The 20,100-nt window shown below is 69.4% G+C and carries 26 protein-coding genes, 1 tRNA gene and 1 other RNA gene; 16 read left to right on the plus strand and 12 right to left on the minus strand.

All coding sequences use genetic code 11. The annotated features are described in order from the left end of the window. Position 1: 1 nt before the first annotated feature. Positions 2 to 295, minus strand: a complete 294-nt coding sequence (locus DTO57_RS01245) for a DUF4287 domain-containing protein (RefSeq protein ID WP_114116414.1) — start codon at positions 293 to 295, stop codon at positions 2 to 4. An 88-nt stretch (positions 296 to 383) separates the two neighbouring features. Next, positions 384 to 683, minus strand: coding sequence for an EamA family transporter (locus DTO57_RS01250; RefSeq protein ID WP_229730344.1), 300 nt, complete (start codon positions 681 to 683; stop codon positions 384 to 386). Between the two features lie 13 nt (positions 684 to 696). Here DTO57_RS01250 and DTO57_RS01255 point away from each other — a divergent pair, with 13 nt between their 5' ends. Beyond that, the gene (locus tag DTO57_RS01255; RefSeq protein WP_114116416.1) at positions 697 to 1,053 is read left to right on the plus strand and encodes a LysR substrate-binding domain-containing protein; all 357 of its coding nucleotides are present in this window, start codon (positions 697 to 699) and stop codon (positions 1,051 to 1,053) included. Here DTO57_RS01255 and DTO57_RS01260 read toward each other — a convergent pair. After that, complete coding sequence (locus DTO57_RS01260; protein WP_114116417.1) at positions 1,039 to 1,428, minus strand: barstar family protein; 390 nt, start codon at positions 1,426 to 1,428, stop codon at positions 1,039 to 1,041. The two genes, DTO57_RS01255 and DTO57_RS01260, sit on opposite strands and share 15 nt — an antisense overlap. Before the next feature lie 177 nt (positions 1,429 to 1,605). Beyond that, positions 1,606 to 2,064, minus strand: coding sequence for a GNAT family N-acetyltransferase (locus DTO57_RS01265; RefSeq protein WP_114116418.1), 459 nt, complete (start codon positions 2,062 to 2,064; stop codon positions 1,606 to 1,608). A 71-nt stretch (positions 2,065 to 2,135) separates the two neighbouring features. On the opposite strand from DTO57_RS01265, the gene DTO57_RS01270 reads away from it, so the two are divergent. After that, positions 2,136 to 2,219, plus strand: coding sequence for a PhnA domain-containing protein (locus DTO57_RS01270; protein ID WP_229730373.1), 84 nt, complete (start codon positions 2,136 to 2,138; stop codon positions 2,217 to 2,219). A gap of 69 nt (positions 2,220 to 2,288) precedes the next feature. On the opposite strand, the gene comJ is transcribed toward DTO57_RS01270, so the two are convergent. Further along, positions 2,289 to 2,780, minus strand: coding sequence for a competence protein ComJ (gene comJ, locus DTO57_RS01275; protein ID WP_114116419.1), 492 nt, complete (start codon positions 2,778 to 2,780; stop codon positions 2,289 to 2,291). A 189-nt stretch (positions 2,781 to 2,969) separates the two neighbouring features. Here comJ and DTO57_RS01280 point away from each other — a divergent pair, with 189 nt between their 5' ends. Beyond that, positions 2,970 to 4,130: an MFS transporter gene (locus DTO57_RS01280; protein ID WP_229730343.1), complete on the plus strand. Its 1,161-nt coding sequence runs from the start codon at positions 2,970 to 2,972 to the stop codon at positions 4,128 to 4,130. Positions 4,131 to 4,263: 133 nt separating this feature from the next. Here the strand turns inward: DTO57_RS01280 and DTO57_RS01285 are convergent, their stop codons facing one another. Continuing rightward, the gene (locus tag DTO57_RS01285; protein ID WP_222843210.1) at positions 4,264 to 5,094 is read right to left on the minus strand and encodes an endo alpha-1,4 polygalactosaminidase; all 831 of its coding nucleotides are present in this window, start codon (positions 5,092 to 5,094) and stop codon (positions 4,264 to 4,266) included. Between the two features lie 36 nt (positions 5,095 to 5,130). Between DTO57_RS01285 and DTO57_RS01290 the strand changes: the two genes are divergently transcribed. Next, complete coding sequence (locus DTO57_RS01290; protein WP_114116422.1) at positions 5,131 to 5,484, plus strand: DUF2200 domain-containing protein; 354 nt, start codon at positions 5,131 to 5,133, stop codon at positions 5,482 to 5,484. Positions 5,485 to 5,487: 3 nt separating this feature from the next. On the opposite strand, the gene arfB is transcribed toward DTO57_RS01290, so the two are convergent. Beyond that, positions 5,488 to 5,916, minus strand: a complete 429-nt coding sequence (gene arfB, locus DTO57_RS01295) for an alternative ribosome rescue aminoacyl-tRNA hydrolase ArfB (RefSeq protein WP_114116423.1) — start codon at positions 5,914 to 5,916, stop codon at positions 5,488 to 5,490. Between the two features lie 62 nt (positions 5,917 to 5,978). Between arfB and DTO57_RS01300 the strand changes: the two genes are divergently transcribed. The 3 genes from DTO57_RS01300 (at position 5,979) to ssrA (ending at position 7,195) form a co-directional block, all read left to right on the plus strand. Further along, a complete protein-coding gene (locus tag DTO57_RS01300) occupies positions 5,979 to 6,371 on the plus strand; it encodes a fluoride efflux transporter FluC (protein WP_114116424.1) in 393 nt (130 codons plus the stop codon). Next, complete coding sequence (locus DTO57_RS01305) at positions 6,368 to 6,724, plus strand: fluoride efflux transporter FluC (RefSeq protein ID WP_114116425.1); 357 nt, start codon at positions 6,368 to 6,370, stop codon at positions 6,722 to 6,724. The genes DTO57_RS01300 and DTO57_RS01305 overlap by 4 nt, the downstream gene beginning before the upstream one ends. Positions 6,725 to 6,827: 103 nt before the next feature. Beyond that, positions 6,828 to 7,195, plus strand: a transfer-messenger RNA (tmRNA) gene (gene ssrA, locus DTO57_RS01310). 60 nt (positions 7,196 to 7,255) lie between these two features. Here the strand turns inward: ssrA and DTO57_RS01315 are convergent. From DTO57_RS01315 to DTO57_RS14835, 4 genes are read right to left on the minus strand one after another with little or no spacing between them, the layout of a single operon-like run. Continuing rightward, the gene (locus DTO57_RS01315) at positions 7,256 to 8,089 is read right to left on the minus strand and encodes an Ltp family lipoprotein (protein WP_114116426.1); all 834 of its coding nucleotides are present in this window, start codon (positions 8,087 to 8,089) and stop codon (positions 7,256 to 7,258) included. 25 nt (positions 8,090 to 8,114) lie between these two features. Continuing rightward, positions 8,115 to 8,633, minus strand: a complete 519-nt coding sequence (locus tag DTO57_RS01320; protein ID WP_114116427.1) for a hypothetical protein — start codon at positions 8,631 to 8,633, stop codon at positions 8,115 to 8,117. Beyond that, positions 8,630 to 9,406: an inositol monophosphatase family protein gene (locus tag DTO57_RS01325; protein WP_114116428.1), complete on the minus strand. Its 777-nt coding sequence runs from the start codon at positions 9,404 to 9,406 to the stop codon at positions 8,630 to 8,632. Before DTO57_RS01325 ends, DTO57_RS01320 begins: the two co-directional genes overlap by 4 nt. 9 nt (positions 9,407 to 9,415) lie before the next feature. After that, positions 9,416 to 9,757 carry an MmyB family transcriptional regulator gene (locus tag DTO57_RS14835; protein WP_222843211.1) on the minus strand — a complete coding sequence of 114 codons (342 nt, stop codon included), beginning with the start codon at positions 9,755 to 9,757 and terminating at the stop codon, positions 9,416 to 9,418. On the opposite strand from DTO57_RS14835, the gene DTO57_RS01330 reads away from it, so the two are divergent. After that, positions 9,741 to 10,184, plus strand: a complete 444-nt coding sequence (locus DTO57_RS01330; RefSeq protein WP_114116429.1) for an aldo/keto reductase — start codon at positions 9,741 to 9,743, stop codon at positions 10,182 to 10,184. The genes DTO57_RS14835 and DTO57_RS01330 overlap by 17 nt on opposite strands. Here the strand turns inward: DTO57_RS01330 and DTO57_RS01335 are convergent. Further along, positions 10,163 to 10,238 (minus strand) — tRNA-Lys (locus DTO57_RS01335). The genes DTO57_RS01330 and DTO57_RS01335 overlap by 22 nt on opposite strands. A gap of 126 nt (positions 10,239 to 10,364) precedes the next feature. Here DTO57_RS01335 and DTO57_RS01340 point away from each other — a divergent pair. The 8 genes from DTO57_RS01340 to DTO57_RS01375 all read left to right on the plus strand — a co-directional run bounded on the left by DTO57_RS01340 (position 10,365) and on the right by DTO57_RS01375 (position 20,097). After that, positions 10,365 to 11,366: a LacI family DNA-binding transcriptional regulator gene (locus tag DTO57_RS01340; RefSeq protein ID WP_229730342.1), complete on the plus strand. Its 1,002-nt coding sequence runs from the start codon at positions 10,365 to 10,367 to the stop codon at positions 11,364 to 11,366. Positions 11,367 to 11,440: 74 nt separating this feature from the next. Then, positions 11,441 to 13,009, plus strand: coding sequence for an FGGY-family carbohydrate kinase (locus tag DTO57_RS01345; RefSeq protein WP_114116431.1), 1,569 nt, complete (start codon positions 11,441 to 11,443; stop codon positions 13,007 to 13,009). 14 nt (positions 13,010 to 13,023) lie between these two features. After that, positions 13,024 to 13,728: an L-ribulose-5-phosphate 4-epimerase gene (locus DTO57_RS01350; protein WP_114116432.1), complete on the plus strand. Its 705-nt coding sequence runs from the start codon at positions 13,024 to 13,026 to the stop codon at positions 13,726 to 13,728. Positions 13,729 to 13,734: 6 nt separating this feature from the next. After that, positions 13,735 to 15,240 (plus strand): L-arabinose isomerase, encoded by a 1,506-nt coding sequence (gene araA / locus DTO57_RS01355; RefSeq protein WP_114116433.1) that lies wholly within the window; start codon positions 13,735 to 13,737, stop codon positions 15,238 to 15,240. A gap of 81 nt (positions 15,241 to 15,321) precedes the next feature. After that, positions 15,322 to 16,257, plus strand: a complete 936-nt coding sequence (locus tag DTO57_RS01360) for a sugar phosphate isomerase/epimerase family protein (RefSeq protein ID WP_114116434.1) — start codon at positions 15,322 to 15,324, stop codon at positions 16,255 to 16,257. A 15-nt stretch (positions 16,258 to 16,272) separates the two neighbouring features. After that, positions 16,273 to 17,223, plus strand: a complete 951-nt coding sequence (locus DTO57_RS01365; RefSeq protein WP_114116435.1) for a 3-hydroxyacyl-CoA dehydrogenase family protein — start codon at positions 16,273 to 16,275, stop codon at positions 17,221 to 17,223. Between the two features lie 105 nt (positions 17,224 to 17,328). After that, on the plus strand, positions 17,329 to 18,840 hold the full coding sequence (gene arfA / locus DTO57_RS01370; RefSeq protein WP_114116436.1) for an arabinosylfuranosidase ArfA: 1,512 nt from the start codon (positions 17,329 to 17,331) through the stop codon (positions 18,838 to 18,840). A 12-nt stretch (positions 18,841 to 18,852) separates the two neighbouring features. Then, positions 18,853 to 20,097 (plus strand): D-arabinono-1,4-lactone oxidase, encoded by a 1,245-nt coding sequence (locus DTO57_RS01375; protein WP_114116437.1) that lies wholly within the window; start codon positions 18,853 to 18,855, stop codon positions 20,095 to 20,097. Positions 20,098 to 20,100: the final 3 nt, after the last annotated feature.

Consider the following 20,100-nt stretch of genomic DNA (forward strand, 5'->3'; position numbering starts at 1 on the left):
CTCAGCTCGCGGGCTTGGTCGCGACGCCGTCGAGCCAGAGGGTCTCCGACTCGTCGCGGTGCACGCCGTCGGATCCGACATGCTTGCTGCTGATCGTCGGGCCCTTCTGGATCACGTGCACGAGCGCCATGCCGTGCCCGCGGCCGAGGTCGTAGTCGTCCTTCAACCAGGTGAGGATCTCGCCGGCCTTCACGCCGTCTCTATCGAGCCCCTTCTCGTGCGCGATGTCGACGAGCTGGCGCGGCGTGAGACCGGTCTTCTTTTCGATGGTGTCGAGGTATGCCTGAAACGACATGCGTGCTCCCGTGTGTGCGAACGGCGGTGATCGGTACCGAATGTAGCGACTGCCGGCCGCGGGCGCGACGGGGTTCGGTGGAAAGTCCTCAGCGGGATCCGTCTGTCAGCTCGGCGGCGTAGGCGCGCATTGAGCGCCGGGCAGCCCGCGGCGAGCGCGGGGCCGGGAGCTGCCCCGCGAGCATCGCGACGAGCGAGATGGCGAAGCCGAGGATCTGGATCGGGGCGAGCGCCTCGCCAGCGATGAGGGATCCGAGCGCGGCGGCCATGAGCGGCGAGAGGAGTCCGAGTAGCGCGGTCGAGGTGACGGGGAGCAGGCCGATGCCCGCGAACCAGAGCGTGTAGGTGAGGAGCGCGCCGACGAGCCCGAGCCAGGCATACTCGAACACGGCGGAGCCGTCGATGTCCCAGGATCATCCGCTCGCGCGCTGCCGCGCGCTGAGCCTCGAAGATATGGCCGGCACGCCGTTCGTCGATTTCCCCGAGGGAACCCCGGGGCAGATCCAATCGGATCTCGCGTTTCTTGCCGCTGGCGTGCGCCGCGATGTCGCGTTCGAGGCGACGAGTGTCGACGTGATCGTCGGGCTCGCCCGACAGGGGATCGCAGCCGCACTGCTCTCACCGGCGCTGGTCACGGGTGACCTCGTGGCGATCGAGGTCGAGGCGGGCCCCACTCGCGTCGAGTATCTGGCGTGGAGCGACTTCAACCCGTCGCCCGCCCTGCGCGCGTTTCTCGCGTCGGCGCTACTGCAGGCGTAGCTCGATCGCCGGGTGATCGGCGAAGATGTCGAGCACGATCTCGAAGTACGTCGGTCCCGTGCCGGCGCGGAGCGCCGCGAGGTCGCGTCCGAACTTTTCGGCGTTGGACGTGCCGGGCTGGGCGAGCTTGTCGAGGATCCACCGCTCGGTCGCGTCGAAACCGAGCGACGCGCGGCTGTGCGCGTGGTCGTCCCAGACGACGACCGCCGGATCCCCGTCGCGGGCTTCCGCGTCGAGCCGGTAGAGCACGTCGTTCAGCGCGTCGAGGCTCGCGCCCATCCGCCAGTCTTCGTCGCGCATGAACTCGTGATTGAACTGGTCATAGAGGTCGGCGATCTCGTCGACGCTCGCGCCGTGGATGCGGTACTCGGGCATGGAGCTACCCTGTCACACGGGTGCGCTCAGACCGCGAGCCAGTTCTCTTGGTAATCCTCGAGGCGCTCGCGCGAGGGGTAATCTGTCGATCCTTGGACATGGGTTCGTTTCCGCGATTCTCGGACAAAGCAGTGGGCCGGTCGGCGGCCTCACGACGCAGTCTAGGGTCGCGCCGCGTCAGAGCGCGATCGTGAAGTAGACGCTGTTTGGATCCTCGACATACGTGCCGAACGGGCCACACTGCTCAAAACCGGCGCTCCGATAGAGGCTCCGCGCGGCCGAGAAAAAGTCGACGGATCCGGTCTCGAGCGATACCTGCCCGACGCCGCGTGATCTCGCGTCGTCGAGCGCCTCGGCGAGGAGCGTGCGTGCGATGCCCTGCCCGCGGTGGTGAGGCGAGGTACGCATGCTCTTGAGCTCCTCGTGGCCGTCGTCCATCACGGCGAGCGCGACCGTTCCGACGATTTCTCCGCCGATGTGGGCGCACCAGAGGCGCACCCATGGGCAATCGAGCTCTGACAGCTGCAAGGCATGACGTGACTCGGGCGGGGCCGTCGGCTGCATATCGTCGAGGTGTTCCTGGAGGAACCGGGCGAGTGCCGGATCCGTGAAATCGGCGGGGGAAATACTCAGCACGGTTCACATACTTCCATGCGCAGCAGACTCCCCGTTCCGGGGCATCGCAGGGCGGGCAGCTCGCTTACCACATGTGCGACCACGATATCGATGCGACGGTGCCCGGCTTCGGCCGTATGCAGCTGAAGTCGAGCGTGGTGAAAAAGGCTCTCTGACCCCGACCTCGCGAAATCGGCGCCGCACCTATGGTCGACCCGGACCCGTCCCGCGGTGAATAATGCCTTCTAGAAGAGGCCGGTCTGCAGGGGGGCGCCGACCTCGCCGCCCCACTCGTCTTCGAGGAAGTAGCGCGGGGCGCTCGGCGTCTGTGTGGGCACGAAGGTGAAGCGGTAGTAGATCTCTTCCTCCTCGTCCTCGCCATCGCAGATCTCGAAGTACACGTCGTAGTGTCCGGCGGCGAGGTCGATCTCGACGGGGAAGCTCTCCATCGCCGATGCGACCTCGACGAGCCCCGGGTTGGTGACGACGAACGGCGCGGCGATGCCGCGCGCGGCATCGGGGTCCGGGGCGAAACCATCGGTCACCGCAAGCTTCACGTTGGCGCCGAACGTCTCGTCGGGCAGCGGGTCGAACGTGAGGTAGTCGGGGTACAGGATCGCGCCCTGGTCGGCGTTACCCTCGCCCCACTCCGCGAACTGCTCGTCGAAGGGGCGGGACCGGAGGACGATCTGGTTGTGCGAGATCAGCAGGTCGACGGTCTGCTCGGTGCTGGTCATTTCGGCTCCTTCGCTGGGCGTTGTTGGCCACGACTATACGGATCCGGCGCCAAAAGAGGGCGCGCACGGCGCTGAACGGCGCGTGAACTCTTCTGAGGTGGGAGCTATGCGTGGGTGCTGCCAGGCTTGGCGCCCGCCCGGGTCTAGCATCGTCACTATTCCCGACGACAGAACGGAGCGGAAGCCCCCGTGAGCCCCGCGCGCCTCTTGGTTCCCAGCTCGGCCATGCTCTGGGGCATCCAGGCCTCGTTCCTCAGCCCCGCCCTCGCCCTCATCCTCGTCGACCTCTTTGACGCGACGACCGCCGAGGTCGGCTGGGTGCTCGCGGCGTACAACGCCAGCGGCTTCGTCTTCTCGCTCCTGATCCCCGCTCTCGCCGATCGGCGGCGCGACTACCTCGGCCCGATGCTGCTGTGCGGCGTGCTGACGTGCCTGCTCGCGGGCGCGCTCAGCATCGTGACGACGATCCCCCTCGCGGCGATCGCGCTCATCGTGCTCGCGGGGCCCGCGGGCGTCGGTAGCTCGCTGCTCTACGCGCACCTCCGCGCGACGGGTGCGCGCCCGGCGGACGTCGTCAATACGCGCGCGATCTTCTCGGTCGCCTGGATCGCGGGTCCGCCGCTCGCGACCTTCATCATGGGATCCTTCGGCACCCGCGCGATCCTCGTCGCGATCGCCGCCGTGGCGATTCTCGGGATGGCGACGACCGCCGCGATGATGCGCGGCAAACATGGGGGCACTGCGGCATCCGGCCCGAAAACCGAGGCGGAGCCGGGCGAGGCGGTCGGGAAGCTCGGCATCGTGCTCATCGTCCTGGCGTTCGTTCTTCTGCAAGCAGGCAACTTCACGGGCATGAGCATCATGGCGGTCTACGTGACCGAGACGCTTCACATCGACATCATCTGGGCCGGCATCGCCCTCGGCGTCGCGGCCGCCCTCGAGGTTCCCGCGCTCCTCATCATCGGCCGCATCGGCGAGCGCGTGTCGCCGCTCGTGCTGATCGCGACGAGCTGCCTGGCGGGCATCGCCTACTACGCGGGCGTCGCCTTTGCGACGGGGCCGGTGGCGCTCATCGCCCTGCAGATCCTCAACGCCTGGGCCTTCGCCGGCATCGCGGGCGTCGGCCTCACGCTCTTCCAGCAGCTGATCCCGCGCCCCGGGCTCTCGACCGGCATCTTCCAGAACACCCGCCGCATTGGCGCGATCGTCGCGGGCCCGGTGATCGCGATCGGCGCGATGACGGCGCTCGAGCAGCGCGGAATCTTCGTCGCGTGCGCGATCATCACGGCGGTCGCGCTCGTCGTCATCGCGCTCGCCGCGCGCGCGAGCGGCCGCCGGGCACCGCGGTAGCGGATCCGGCGGCCGGGGTCGTCAGTCGCCCGTGACGACGAGCTCGGGAACGGCGCGCGAGACGTGCAGGTCCCAGTACAGCTCGGCGAGCGTCGTGAATGAGTAACCGACCGCGGGCGCGCCGAGTAGCGCGTCAGCTGGGGCAGCGCTCCAGCACGTAGTCCTCGTCGTCGGGCGTGACGAGGTCGCGGTCGCGCAGGATCATCGCGGCGGGGGAGTCGGCGTCGGCGCACACCTCCGCGAAGCTACGGGGGAGCGTATCGGTGTACTCGATGTCGATCACCGCGTCGCCGTACGCGTCGGTGTACGCCGTGCACTCGTCGTACGCCGCGCACTCCTCGGCGACGGCGAAGTCGAAGCCGGCGTCGTTCCGCAGGCGGTCGGTGTGCTCGGCCGAGTTCTTCTGCCCGGCGGCGAGACCCGCCTCGTGCGCGATGCCCGCGAGCTTCTCGGCGAGCGCGAGGTTGTCGTCGATCGTGAGCGCGTCGCCCGATCGCGAGAAGCTGTCGAGGTTGTCGAACTCGACGGCGTCGAACCCGTCGTCCGCGCACCCGCGGATCCAGGATCCGAGTACCTCGGCGATCGCGTCGCGCTTGTCGGCCGTCGACGTGTCGAGCAGCACCTCGTCGGGCCAGTCCGGGTCGGCGACGGGCTCGCCGTCGCGCGTCAGGAGGAGGTCACTCGACCAGGCATCGAGGTCGCCCGGCTGTGTCTGGAAGGCGTTGACGTAGCAGACCGAGTACACGCCGTCCTCGGGCTCCGCCGTGCGGTCGCGGACGACGAGCTCAACGTCGTCCTGCGGCGTGTACGCGCCACCGAGCTGGTAATCGAACGCGGTGACGTCCGGGAACCCGACGGTCTCGGATCCGTTCGCCGGGCCATCGGATCCGCACCCCGCGGCCGTGACGGCGATCGAGCAGAGCGCGATCGCGGTGATCGCTCGGGACCGGAGGATGCTTCGCACCGAATCAGCGTAGCTGGCGTGGCGTACGCTCGAGCCATGGATCGCAATCAGCGCGTCTTTCAGATGACGTTCGCATCGGTGTACCCGCTCTACGTCGCGAAGGTCGAGCGCAAGGGCCGCACGGAGGCCGAGCTGCGCGAGGTCATCTCGTGGCTCACGGGCTACGACGACATGGGAATCGACGCGCAGATCGCCGAGGAGAAGACGTTCGAGACGTTCTTCGCCGAGGCCGACCTGAACCCCGCGTCGTCGCTCATCACGGGCGTGATCTGCGGCGTGCGCGTGCAGGAGATCGAGGATCCCCTGATGCAGAAGATCCGTTACCTCGACAAGGTCGTCGACGAGCTCGCCAAGGGCAAAGCGATCGAGAAGATCGAGCGCACCCTGTAGCCGCTAGTCGCCCGCGGGGCGGCGGCGCGACTGCTTGAGCTCCGCGCGCTGGCGCTTGCCCTCGAGCCTGCGCCGCTGCGATCCGCGGGTCGGCTTCGTCGCCCGACGCTGCACCTCGGGCATGACGGCGTCGCGCAGGAGCTCCGCGAGCCGCGCGCGAGCCGCCTGCCGGTTCTGCCGCTGCGAGCGCTCCTCGGACGCGGCGATCGTGACGACGGGGCGCCCGAGCTTCGCGAGGATCCGCGCACGCTGCGCGTCGGTAAACGACGCGGACGACGCGACATCGAAACTCAGCTGCACGCGCGAGTCGGTCGTATTGACTCCCTGGCCGCCGGGGCCCGACGACCTCGAGAACTGTTCGACGAGCTCGGCCGCGGGCACGCGGATGCCACCCGGGGCACCGGGGCCGGGCGGCACGAGCAGGTCATCCATCCCTCCATTGTCTCGCGTCGCGGGGCGCGGCATAAACTGCACGAGGAGAGAGGGAGAAATACGTGAGGCTACACCCCGCGATCCTCGTCGGTCTCGGCGGCGCGATCGGCACGGTCGTGCGATATCTGCTGGGCCTCGCGGTTCCCGGCATCGTCGGCATCTTCGCGATTAACCTCTCGGGTGCGCTGATTCTCGGCTGGCTCCTGACGGCGCTCAGGATGCGCGGGCCCGACGAGGGCCGCCGCGCGAGCGTGCGGCTGTTCGCCGGCACCGGCGTGCTCGGCGGCTACACGACCTACTCGACGTTCGCGTTCGGATCCGCCGGGCTCGTCACGGGCGGCGACGTCGCCCTCGGCATCGCCTACGCGCTCGCGACGGTCGTGCTGGGCACGGCGTGCGCGGCCATCGGGATCCTGCTCGGCCGCCGCTTCTCGGGCGCGGGGGAGAAGAAATGACCCTGCTCCTGGCCCTCGCCGTCGGCGCCGCGGGCGGCGTCGGCGCAGCACTCCGCTACCTCGTCGACAACGCCGTCCCGGCGCGGATCCGGGCGCGGTATCCGTGGGGAATCGTGCTCGTCAACCTCACCGGATCCTTCGCCCTCGGCGCGCTCACGGGCGCGGTACCCGGGATGTGGCTGACGATCGTCGGCACGGGGCTGCTCGGCGGGTACACGACGTTCAGCACGGCGGCGGTCGACGCCGCGCGCCTGCTGCTCGATCGCCGCATCACCGCGGGCGTCGTCGGCACCCTCGTGACGATGATCGGGTGCGTGGCGCTCGCCGCGCTGGGCTACGCCGTCGCCTCGTAATGGGGTAGACTGAACTGCTCGGGAGCAATCCCGATTCGATCACGCGAGAGCGTGGTGGCAATTCCACAGCGTGTGTATGCGGTTCCCTTCGACGAAGGATCCCGGGGCTGATCGGTTTCGACAGTCGCTGCTGATCTGAGTGAAGCGGGCCGAGGATGCAGAGTTATCTCGTAAACGCTCTCTGCAAACCAATAAGTGCCAACTCTAAGCGCACTGACTTCGCCCTCGCTGCCTAAGCGAGCCCGAGTCCGTTAGACCGTGGGCGATCCCGCCACGGACCCTAACGTCATTTAGGGATCTTGCTGTGACACGGGGTCGCGACGTGTCACGGGACTTTTCTGCGGCTGGGCCCGTCGATCTATGTGTCTGTGCTAAAGATCGGGGCCGAGTAGAACGCCTCCATAGACTGCGCCCGGAGAAACCTTAGTGAACCGGTGCTGGACGCGGGTTCGATTCCCGCCAGCTCCACGACCGCAATGCACATGCTGTTCACGCGAATGCCCCGGAACCCTCACGGTTCCGGGGCATTCGTCATTCTGCGGGCTCTTCTTCTTCTTCAACGCCGCTGTAGTCGAGGCTGTCGGCGCCGTGCTCGGCCTGGTCCGCCGTGAACTTCTGCTCGCCCAGATAGGTGACGACGTCGGCGCGGGGCACGGGCGATCCGCCGGAGAACTGCTTCGCGGCCTCGACGGCCTCGGCGTTCCAATCGGCCTCGACATGCGCGACGCCGTACGTCGCCTGCTCGGTCGTGAAGCCGTCGTAGGTGACCTGCGTGATGAGCATCTGCTGCGAGAACGCGGTTGAGTCGACGTAACCCTGGGCGGCCTCCGTGGCCTCGGCGTTCCAATCGGCGCCGCATGCGTCGGCGGCCTTCTCGGCCTGCTCGGTCGTGTAGCCGCGGAACTCGAGCTCAGAGATCAGGCCGCTGCGCGAGAGCGCGCGCGCCCGCACGGCTTCCTTCGCGACCGCGGTCGCGTCGGGGAGCCCCGGATCCGCCGTGTTGCTCGCCTTCGGCGTCGGGGTGCTCGTCGGCGCGGTGGTCGGTTCCGACGACGGATCCGCGTTCGGCTCGGCGGACGGATCCGCAGGCGTTGTCGCGCCGGGTTCCGCGGGCGTCTGCGGATCCGCCGGTTGCGAGCCCGTGCCGGCGCTCGGCGCCGACGCGGTCGGGGAGGGCGTCGCGGTCGGCGTGCTGGTCGCGGTGGGCGTCGGTGTTGCCGTCGCCGCGCCCCACCACGCGCCCGTCTCGGACGGAATCGCGTCGGTGGGGGTCGATGCGCAGCCCGCCGCGAGGGCGAGCGTCAGCGTCGCAAGCGCGACGACCGACACCTGCTTCGCGCCGCGAAAGAACGTGTGCTGGGCCATGACTCGATGTTATCGAGGGGCGCGGTCAGCCCCGCCAGGTGACCAGCGCGAGTCCGGATTTGGTGTCGGCGAGCGCGACCCAACCGGGCGCGAACTGGTAGGTGATGACCTCGTCGGCGTTCTCGGCGTAGCTGCGCTCGGGGTCTTCGCTGAGGTAGACGTACTCGCCGTCGTCGGAGTGGATCCACCCGTTGTCTTCGAGGTAGGTCTGCATCTCGGTCGAGGTGGCGTCGTCGATCGGCGCCCAGCCGTACATCTGGCCGCTGTCGAGGCCCGACTCGTCGCCCCAGACGCACTGGATCCCGCCGTCGAGCACGTGCTCGCCGATGCGGAACTGCGAGGCCTGGGCGCCCCAGCCGAGGTCCTTCAGCTGGTCGACGAACGAGGTGCGCATGATCGAGTCGCACGTCATGTCGACGGCGGGCGTCGTCACGGCCTGCGTCGGCGTCGAGACGGGCGTGGGATCGGCGTCCGCGTCGGCGGAGCAGCTCGCGAGGGCGAGCGCCGCGACGGGTAGGGCGAGGACGGCGGCGGCGCGCTTCACTCGGATCCCCCTGCGAGCGCCGCGAGGACGTCGTCGTGCAGGGCACCGTTGGTGGCGATGGCCGAGAGCGTGTCGAGCGAGTCGGATCCCTCGAGCGAGGTGAACCGGCCGCCAGCCTCGCGCACGATGGCGGCGGCGGCCGCGACGTCGTACTCCTTGACGTCGAACTCGCCGACGATGTCGACGCGGCCCTCCGCGAGGAGCATGTAGGCCCAGATGTCGCCATAGGCGCGGTCGCGCCAGACGCGCTCCTGCAGGGCAAGGAGGGCGTCGAGGTGGCCGGCGTCGCGCCACTGCGCGATCGACTGGAAGCTGAGCGACGCCTCGTCGAGCGAGTCGACGCCCGACACCGCGATGCGGCGGTCGCCGTCGGTGAAGGCGCCGAGACCGTTGGCCGCCCACCAGCGGCGGCCCATCGCGGGCATGCTGACGACGCCGGCGCTGATGACGCCGTCGATCTCGAGCGCGATCATGGTGCCCCAGGCGGGCACGCCACGCAAGAAGTTCGCGGTGCCGTCGATCGGGTCGATGATCCAGCGGCGGTCGCCCTCTGTCGCGCCGTACTCCTCGCCGAAGATGGCGTCGCCGGGGCGCTCGGCCTCGATGAGGTCGCGGATGGCGCGCTCCGCGGCGAGGTCTGCCTCGGTCACGTGCGACCGGTCGGCCTTGAGGCTGACGGCGAGGTCGGCGCGGTCGAAGCGCGACATCGTCTGCTCGTCGGCGGCGTCCGCCAGTCGGAGGGCGAAAGCGAGATCTTCGGCGAGAGCGACCATGCCCTCAGGCTACCGGCGACGACATAGGCGCCGGGTGCGTACGCGCCGTCCTCCGGGCACCTTGAAAGGAACGGGGCCGTCAGCCGGCCTGCCGCGCCGCCTGCCGCTGTTCCGCGACCCACGAGGTGAGCAGCGCGAGGGTCTCGGCGTCGAAGTCGAGCGTGATCTCGCCGAACAGGGGCGGCGGAACCGTTTGGCTCCCGTGTCGTGGGTACGCACGTCGTGCGCGGCGCAGCGGGTGCGCAAACCCTCGCTGCGGGTAGAGAGCTCGCCGATGAGCTTGATGAGCGCGGTGTCTCGCGGGTTCTGACCCGCCCGGTAGCGCAGGATCGCGATGGGCGCGTTCGCCACCGCCGACTACGGCAACGAGCGGGGAGTCGGCGAGGGGGGGAAGCGCTCCGGTCTCGCCCGCGACGACGTGTTCGTCGAGACGAAGGTCTGGACGGTCGACCACGGCTACGAGCAGTCGCTGCACGCGTTCGACAAGAGCGCCGCGAAGCTCGGCATCGACCAGATCGACCTGCTGATCCTGCACCAGGCATGCCCGAAGTCGTTCGACAAGACGATCGGTGCTTACCGCGCGCTCGAGAATCTGCACGCCGACAACACGGTGCGCACCATCGGCGTGAGTATCCTCCTCCCGCATCTCGGAAGGCCCGGCGCCCGTGATGTGCGCGGGTCGGGCCTTTTGGTGCCCGCGCCGCGGCGCACGAAAAAGGTCCCGATTCGCTGTTTCCAGCGGATCGGGACCTTCTGTGGTGCGCCCCCAGGGACTTGAACCCTGAACCCATTGATTAAGAGTCAATTGCTCTGCCGATTGAGCTAGAGGCGCATGTCTTCGGAGCTCATTTCGCCCCGGCAACAAGGAATACATTACGGGGATCCGGATGCTCGCGCCAATCGAAGTGCACGGCGGGCGTGTCTGAATGGCGGCTGGGTGGGCGATACGCTGGTGCGCATGCCTTCTACTCGTCCGCCCTCGATGGCCGACGTCGCCGCGGCGGCGGGCGTCTCGCACCAGACCGTCTCGCGGGTGCTGAACGGCCACTCGTACGTGAAGGAATCGACGCGCGAGCGCGTGCTCGCCGCGATCGACGAGCTGGGCTACCGCCGCAACCAGGCCGCGCGCACGCTCGCGACGAGCCGGTCGGCGACGATCGGCATCGTCGCGACGGATACGGCGCATTTCGGCCCCTCGAGCACCGTCCTCACGGTCGAGCAGGCCGCGCGAGACGAGGGCCTGTTCGTGTCGATCGCGACGGTCGCGTCCGACGACCCGGGCGCCGCGATCGAGCAGCTGATGGATCAGGGCGTCGACGGCATCGTCGTCGTCGCCCCGCACGTCGAGGTCGCGAAGCTCCTCGACGAGGCGCCCGTGCGGATCCCGATCGTCGTGATCGCGGCGCGCTCGGACGCGCCGCGCGAATCGCAGGTCGCCTATATCGCGGTCGATCAGGCCACGGGCGCGGCCCGCGTGGCCGATCACCTCGTCGACCTCGGACACCGCGGCCTCGCCCACATCGGCGGCCCCGCCGACTGGTTCGACGCGATCGAGCGCTCGCGCGGCTTCGGCGAGCGCGCGCGGGAGCGCGGCGCCGAGGTGCGGATCCTGCCCGCCGGCGGGTGGGGAGCGCGGCAGGGATACGACGCGGGTCGCGAGATCGCCGCCGCCGTCGCGGCGGGGGAGGTGACCGCCGTGTTCGCGGCGAACGATTACCTCGCGATCGGCGCGATGCGGGCGTTCGGTGAGGCGGGGATCCGCGTGCCGGGCGACGTCTCGGTCGTCGGCTTCGACGACGTCGAGGGATCCGCGTTCCTGTCGCCCGCGCTGTCGACGGTGCGGCAGCCCTTCGCGGAGCTGGGGCGCGCGGCGGTGCGCGCGCTGCTGACGCATGGCGAGGCGGCGCGCCTGCTGCCCGAGCTCGTCGAGCGCGAGAGCGTCGACGGCCCGCCGAGATAGACACGCGGACGGGGTCGCGCGCACCACATGTGAGCGCTAACATAATCTCAGCACCCCTCGACGAAAGCGAAGCAATGACGCAGCTGTCCTCTTCCGGCGCCACCGCGCTCGGCATCGAACTCGGATCCACGCGCATCAAGGCGTGCCTGACCGACGCCTCGGGCGCCGTTCTCGCCGTCGGCAGTCACGAGTGGGAGAACTCGCTCATCGACGGCCTCTGGAGCTACTCGCTCGACGAGGTGCACGCGGGCGTTCGCGCCGCGTACGCCGACCTGGTGGCCGCGCTCGGCGAGGCGCCCTCGACGATCGACGCCATCGGCGTCTCGGCGATGATGCACGGCTACCTCGCGTTCGACGAGGCCGGCGACCTGCTCGTGCCGTTCCGCACCTGGCGCAACGTCAACACGGGCCGCGCCGCGGCGGCCCTCTCCGACGCGCTCGACATCAACATCCCGCTGCGCTGGTCGATCGCCCACCTCCACCAGGCCGTGCTCGACGGCGAGGAGCACGTCGCCCGCATCGCCCACGTCACCACCCTCGCGGGCTACGTGCACGAGAAGCTCACGGGCGAGCGGATCCTCGGCGTCGGCGACGCGTCGGGCGTCTTCCCGATCGACTCCGCGACCGGCGGCTACGACGCGGCGCGCCTCGCGGCCGCGGAGTCGCTGATCCACGAGGCGGGCGCCTCGCACCTCAGCCTCGAGGCCGTGCTCCCCGAGGTCCGCTCGGCGGGCGAATCGGCCGGCCGCCTGACCGCCGACGGCGCGGCCTTCCTCGACGCGTCCGGCACGCTGGCCGCCGGATCCCTCGTCTGCCCGCCCGAGGGCGATGCCGGCACCGGCATGGTCGCGACGAACGCGGTCACCCCTCGCACCGGCAACGTCAGCGCCGGCACCAGCATCTTCGCGATGATCGTGCTCGAGAACGCGCTCGCGTCGCGCCACGAGGAAATCGACCTCGTGACGACCCCCGCCGGCCACCAGGTCGCGATGGTGCACTGCAACAACGGCGCCAGCGAGATCGGCGAGTGGGCGGGCGTCTTCCGCGAGTTCGCGCGCGCGATCGGATCCGACGCGTCGGCCGACGACGTGTTCGGCGCCTTCCTCGCCGGGGCCCTGGAACAGGGATCCGATGACGGCCTCTACGCCTATAACCACCTCTCGGGCGAGCCGATCGCGGGCCTCGAGGCGGGTCGCCCGCTCGTCGCGCGCACGCCCGACTCGCGCCTCACCCTCGCGGGCCTCGCCCGCTCGCAGGTGCGCGGATCCTTCGCGACCCTCGCGCTCGGAATGAAGACCCTCGCCGCCGAGGGCGTCGCGGTCGACGGGATCCGCGCGCACGGCGGCGTCTTCCGCACCGCCGGCGTCGCGCAGACCCTGCTCGCCGAGGCGCTCGGCGCGCCCGTCACCGTCGGTGAGGGCGCGAGCGAGGGCGGAGCGTGGGGCATGGCGCTCCTCGCGGCCTACGCGCTCGCTGAGGCCGACGAGTCGCTCGCCGAGTGGCTCGGATCCGCCGTGTTCGCGGGCGAGGAGACCTCGACCGTCGAGGCTGACCCGTCGGCCGTCGCCGACCACGCAGCCTTCCTCGACCGCTGGGCCGAGGGACTCGAGACCGAGCGCGTCGCGGCGCGCACCATGAAGTGACCCCAGGAGACGAGATGACGACCACACTTCCCGCAGACGGCCCCATGCGCGCCGCCATCGACGCCGCAAAGCAGCGCGTCGCCGACCTGCACGCCGAGCTTCCGCGCTGGAACCTCGTCGCGTGGACGGCCGGCAACGTGTCCGAGCGCGTGCCCGGCACCGAGGGCTTCGACGACGTGCTCGTCATCAAGCCGTCGGGCGTCAGCTACGACGAGCTCGATGCCGACGCGATGGTCGTCTGCGACCTCGACGGCAACCTGCTCGAGGGATCCCGCAACCCCTCGTCCGACACCGCGGCGCACGCCTACGTGTACCGCCACATGGCCCACGTGAACGGCGTCGTGCACACGCACTCGACGTACGCGACCGCCTGGGCCGCGCGCGGCGAGGAGATCCCGTGCGTGCTCACGATGATGGGCGACGAGTTCGGCGGGCCGATCCCCGTCGGCCCATTCGCGATCATCGGCGACGACTCGATCGGTCACGGCATCGTCGAGACCCTCACGGGCCACCGCTCGACCGCCGTGCTCATGCAGAACCACGGCCCCTTCACGATCGGCACGTCGGCGAAGGCCGCCGTCAAGACCGCCGTGCTGCTGGAAGAGGTCGCGAAGACGGTTCACGTCTCGCGCCAGCTGGGCGAGCCGCTGCCGATCGAGCAGACCCACATCGATTCGCTTTACGACCGTTATCAGAACGTCTACGGACAGAAGGGCTGAGACCCCATGACTAAGCCATACGCAGACAAGAAGGTCTGGTTCCTCACGGGCAGCCAGGGCCTCTACGGCGAGGACACGCTGCGCCAGGTTGCCGAGCAGTCGCAGGGCGTCGTTGCCCTGCTCGACGGCGCCGAGCAGATCCCCGCACCCATCGAGTGGAAGCCGGTCCTCACGGACGCCGACTCGATCCGCCGCGCCATGCTCGACGCCAACTCGGCCGACGACGTCATCGGCGTCGTCGTCTGGATGCACACCTTCAGCCCCGCGAAGATGTGGATCAAGGGCCTCGAGGAGCTCAACAAGCCCCTCCTGCACCTGCACACGCAGGCGAACGTCGAGCTGCCGTGGAACGACATCGACTTCGACTTCATGAACCTGAACCAGGCCGCGCACGGCGACCGCGAGTTCGGCTACATCGCCACGCGCCTCGGCAACGCCCGCAAGACCGTCGTCGGTCACGCGAGCGACCCGCGCGTGCTCGGCGAGGTCGAGACGTGGATCCGCGCCGCCGCGGGTATCGCGGAGGCGAAGAGCCTCAAGGTCGCCCGCTTCGGCGACAACATGCGCTTCGTCGCCGTCACAGAGGGCGACAAGACCGAGGTCGAGACGAAGCTCGGCACCGAGGTCAACACCTGGGGCGTGAACGAGCTCGTCGAGAAGGTCGACGCGGCCACCGACGCCCAGATCGACGCGCTCGTCGCCGAGTACATCGAGCAGTACGACGTCGTCGAGGAGCTGCTCCCCGGCGCCGAGCGTCACGAGTCGCTGCGCGACGCCGCGGCGATCGAGATCGGCCTGCGCGCCTTCCTCGACGAGGGCGGCTTCAAGGCGTTCACCGACAACTTCGAGGACCTCGGCGCGCTCAAGCAGCTGCCGGGCATCGCGGTGCAGCGCCTCATGGCCGAGGGCTACGGCTTCGGCGGCGAGGGCGACTGGAAGACCGCCATCCTCGTGCGGCTCTCGGCCGTCATGGGCGCGGGTCGCGAGGGCGGCGCGAGCCTCATGGAGGACTACACCTACGACCTGACGCCGGGCGACGGCAAGATCCTCGGCGCGCACATGCTCGAGGTGTCGCCGTCGCTGTCGAGCGCGAAGGCCCGCGTCGAGATCCACCCGCTCGGCATCGGCGGCAAGGCCGACCCCGTGCGCCTGGTCTTCACGGCCGACGCCGGCCCGGCCGTCGTCGTCGCCCTGAGCGACATCCGCACGCGCCTGCGCCTCGTCGCGAACGTCGTCGAGAACGTGGATCCGCCGGAGCTGCCGAACCTGCCCGTCGGCCGCGCCGTGTGGCAGCCGAAGCCCGACCTGCCGACGTCGGCGGCGTGCTGGATGGCGGCGGGAGCCGCGCACCATACCGTCATGTCGACGGCCGTGGGTCTCGACATCTACCGCGACTTCGCCGAGATGGCGGGCATCGAGCTGCTCGCGATCGACGAGGACACGACGCTCCGCGGCTTCCGCAACGAGCTGAAGTGGAACCAGGTCTACCACCACATCGCCGAGGGCTTCTAAGCTGAATGAATCCGGTCGTGCGGGGTCTCACGACCCTGCGCGGCCGGATTTTCTCGTTCTTCAACAACGGAGTTGAGCCGAATGATCAGCGCACCCTTGACCCGCGATACCTGGCCGATAGCGACCTGCATGCACGGCTTCGCCGCCGTCGGCCGCGACGGCACCCGCCTGCACGACGCGCCGCCCGAGACCTGGGACGCCATGTTTGCGCAGATCGAGAACCTCGGGTTCACGGCGGTGGAGATCGCCGATAGCCACATCCGCCCGTCGGAGCTCACGCCAGAGCGCCGCGGGCTGCTGAAGCAGATCGCGACGAGCCACAGCGTCGAGCTGACGAGCGTGCACGTGCAGCGCCAGAGCGTCATCGAGCCGGGCAGGGGAGAGGAGAACCTCGCCCATGCCCACGCCGAGATCGACGCGGCCGCCGAACTCGGCATGCGCGTCTTTTCCACGGGCCTGCACCAGCCGTTCTCGGAGGCCCAGCGCAGGGCGCTGTGGTTCTGGACGGCGCCGGGGCCGGTGGATCCGGACGACGAGGACACCCGCGCCCTCGCGGTGCGGCGCCTGCGCGAGCTCGGCTCGCACGCCGCCTCCGTGGGGCTGCCGATGGCGCTCGAGATGTACGAGGACACCTACCTCGGGACCGCGGACAGCGCCGTGCGGCTCATCGAGGAGATCGACCTCGACAACGTCGGCCTCAACCCCGATATCGGCAACCTCGTGCGCCTGCACCGCCCCATCGACGACTGGCGCGAGATGCACGAGAAGACGCTGCCCTACGCGGTGTACTGGCACGTGAAGAACTACGCCCGCGACGAGGCGGGCGACGGCAGCTGGTTCACCTCGGTGCCGACGAGCATGGAGCTCGGCCTCATCAACTACCGCGAGGTGGTCGCCCGCGCGATCGAGCTGGGCTTCCGCGGCCCGTTCCTCATGGAACAGTACGGCGGCGACAGCCTCGGCGTCTGCGCGACCAATCGCGACTACCTGCGCACGCTGCTGCCGGCGAGCGCCTGAACGAGGAGCGGGACAATGACGAACCCCACCTACGCCGTCATCGGAAGCGGATACATGGGCGGCGGCATCGCGCAATCGCTCGCGCTCTCGGGCGCCGACGTGCGCATCGCCGACGTGAGCCTCGATATCGCCACCGCCAACCGCGAGCGCCTCATCGCCGAGGCGGCCGCGTTCGAGGGCGATGAGCTGTTTCCGGAGGGCGCGGCCGAGTTGATCGCCGAGCGCGTCACCGCCGCGACCGTCGAGGACGCCGTCGACGGCGCGAGCTTCGTCGAGGAGGCCGTGCCTGAGAAGATCGAGATCAAGCACGAGACGCTGCGGCGCGTCTCCGCCGCCGCCGCACCCGACGCGATCATCGGATCCAACACCTCGACGATCCTCATCTCGCGCATCGCGGAGGCGGTGGAGCGCCCCGAGCGCTTCCTCGGCGTGCACTTCTCGAACCCGGCCCCGTTCATCCCGGGCGTCGAGTTGATCCCGCACGCGGGCACCGACGAGCGGATCCTGCCCACGGTCGAGGCGATCGTCGCCGCGACCGGCAAGCAGACCGCCCGCATCACCGACGCCACGGGCTTCGTGCTGAACCGGTTGCAGTACGCGCTGTTCCACGAGGCCACGCAGTTGGTCGAGGAGGGCGTGGCAACCGCCGACGACATCGACACGATTGTGCGCACGACCTTCGGCTTCCGGCTGCCGTTCTTCGGCCCGTTCGCGATCGCCGACATGGCCGGCCTCGACGTGTACGCGTTCTGCTATGCCTCGCTCCAGACGCGCTGGCCCGAGCGATTCGCGACGCCGGATTCGCTCGCGGAGCTCGTCGCCGCGGGCAAGTTCGGCACGAAGTCGGGCGCGGGCTACCTCGACGTTCCCGCCGAGCGCACGGCCGAGCTCGTGGCCTATCGCAACCGGGCCTACGTCGCGATGCAGAAGCTGCTCGACGAGCTCGGCCCGGCGCCGATTCACTAGCGGTTTCGCCAGCCGCTTGACACGCGCCGCCTTCCTCTGCGATCCTCAATTTCAACGTTTACTTACAACGTTTACCGATTTTGCCAGCGTCAAGCAAGGAAGCTCATGTCCCACGCGTACCTCACCGTCGATCCGCGCTTCGCGATCGGTCCGATCCGCCGCAACATCTTCGGCGGCTTCGTCGAGCACCTCGGCCGCCACATCTACAGCGGCATCTTCGAGCCCGGCCACCCGACCGCCGACGCCGAGGGCTTCCGCCAGGACGTCATCGACCTCGTGCGCGAGCTCGGCGTCGAGACGATCCGTTACCCCGGCGGCAACTTCGTCTCGGGCTTCCGCTGGGAGGACAGCGTGGGCCCGGTCGACGAGCGCCCGCGCCGCCTCGACCTCGCCTGGCACTCGACCGAGACCAACGAGGTCGGCCTGCACGAGTTCGCCTCGTGGCTCGAGAAGGTCGACAGCGAGCTCATGATGGCGATCAACCTCGGCACGCGCGGCGTGCTCGAGGCGCTCGACCTCTTCGAGTACACGAACGTGTCCGCCCAGACCGCGCTCACCGACCAGCGCGCCGCGAACGGCCGACAGGACCCGTTCGGCGTGAAGATGTGGTGCCTCGGCAACGAGATGGACGGCCCGTGGCAGCTCGGCCACCGCTCGGCAGACGACTACGGCAAGATCGCCTCGCAGACCGCGAAGGCGCTGCGCCAGGTCGACAACGGTGTCACGCTCGTCGTGTGCGGCTCGTCGGGCGCCGACATGCCGACGTTCGGCGAGTGGGAGCGCGTCGTGCTGCAGCACTCGTACGACGACGTCGACCTCATCTCGTGCCACGCGTACTACGAGCCGAAGTCGGGCGATCTCGACTCGTTCCTCGCCTCGGGCGTCGACATGGACGGCTTCATCGATACCGTCGTGAAGACGGCCGATCACGTGGGCGCGGTCCGCGGATCCTCGAAGAAGATCGACATCTCGTTCGACGAGTGGAACGTCTGGTACCAGAGCCGCTTCGAGAACGAGGAGCGGATCCAGGATCCGGAGGCCTGGCCGATCGCGCCCCGCCTGCTGGAGGACATCTACTCGGTCATCGACGCCGTCGTGTTCGGCGACCTCATGATCACGCTCCTGCGCCACGCCGACCGCGTCGCGAGCGCCTCGCTCGCGCAGCTCGTCAACGTCATCGCGCCCATCATGACCGAGCCGGGCGGCATCGCGTGGCGCCAGACCACGTTCTTCCCGTTCTCGATCACCTCGCGCCTCGCACGGGGCACGGCGCTTGAGGTCAAGGTCGACGCCCCGACCTACGAGACGAAGCGCTTCGGCACCGTCTCGCTGATCGACACGGTCGCGACGCATGACGCCGAGACGGGGGAGAGCGCCGTCTTCCTCGTGAACCGTTCGCAGACCGAATCGATCGAGGTGACGGTCGACACGACCGCCCTCGGTGCCACGGAGATCCGCGAATCGCATACGCTTGCCGATAACGATATCCACGCGAAGAACACTCTCGAGGATCCGGAGCGTGTGACGACGCACGAAAACGTCTCAGCGCGCCTCGAGGACGGCGCCCTCAAGGTCACTCTGCCGCCCGTATCCTGGACTGCGATCGCACTCTCCTAACGAAAGACGGCAATGACGCAAGAACGTAATTGGGCTGAGAACTTCACCTACTCCGCGGAGCGCGTGGCGCGACCGCAGTCCACCGACGAGCTGCGCGATGTCATTCGCGGCGGCGGCCAGATCCGGGCGATCGGGTCGCGCCACTGCTTCAACGACATCGCCGACACGACGGGCACCCTGATCTCGCTGGCAGAGCTGCCGCGCGAGATCGAGGTCACGGGCGACAGCGTGAAGTTCTCGGGCGGCCTCCGCTACGGCGACATCGCACCGGTGCTCCAGGAGCACGGCCGCGCCCTCGCGAACCTTGCGTCATTGCCGCACATCTCGGTCGCCGGCGCGATCGCGACCGGTACCCACGGATCCGGTGACAAGCTCGGCTCGCTCGCGACCGCCGTGCGGTCGATCACCTTCGTGACGAGCGAGGGAGACGAGGTCGTCTTCGAGGGTACCGACACCGACTTCGGTGGCGCGCCCGTGCACCTCGGCGCTCTCGGAATCGTGACGGAGCTCGAGCTCGCCACCGAGCCGAGCTACGACATCGCGCAGCACACCTTCGACGGCCCGCGCTGGGCCGATGTTCTCTCGGACTACGACGCCGTCACGGGCCTCGGCGACAGCGTGAGCCTGTTCACGACGTGGCGCGACACCGAGCGCGCCGACCAGCTGTGGGTGAAGACCCGCGGCAACGGCGTCGACGAGCGGGTCGTCTCGCGCCTCGGCGCAGTGCCGGCCGATGGCGCGCGCCACCCGATCCTCGGCGTCGACCCGATCGCCTGCAACCCGCAGCGCGGCGTCAAGGGCCCCTGGTTCGAGCGCCTGCCGCACTTCCGCATGGACTTCACGCCGAGCGTCGGCGCCGAGCTCCAGAGCGAGTTCCTCATCGCGCGCGAGGACGCCCCGGCGGCGATCGAGGCCATCTCGAAGATCGCGCACGTGATCTCGCCACTGCTGTTCGTGAACGAGATCCGCTCGGTCGCGGCGTCGGAGCTGTGGCTCGACCCCGCCTACGGCCGCGACTCGGTGGCGCTGCACTTCACGTGGCACCGCGACGAGCCCGCCGTGCGCGCCGTGCTCGTCGAGCTCGAGGCGGCGCTCGCGCCCTTCGGCGCCCGTCCGCACTGGGGCAAGGTCTACACGACCCCGGGCGAGGCCGTCGCGGCCCTGTACCCGCGCTTCGACGACTTCCGCGAGCTGCGCGCGAAGCTGGATCCGGCTGGCCGCCTGCTCAACGAGTACAGCCGCCGAATCGGCCTCTAAGAG

Source organism: Microbacterium sorbitolivorans (genome assembly GCF_003327285.1).
Taxonomy (GTDB): domain Bacteria; phylum Actinomycetota; class Actinomycetes; order Actinomycetales; family Microbacteriaceae; genus Microbacterium; species Microbacterium sorbitolivorans.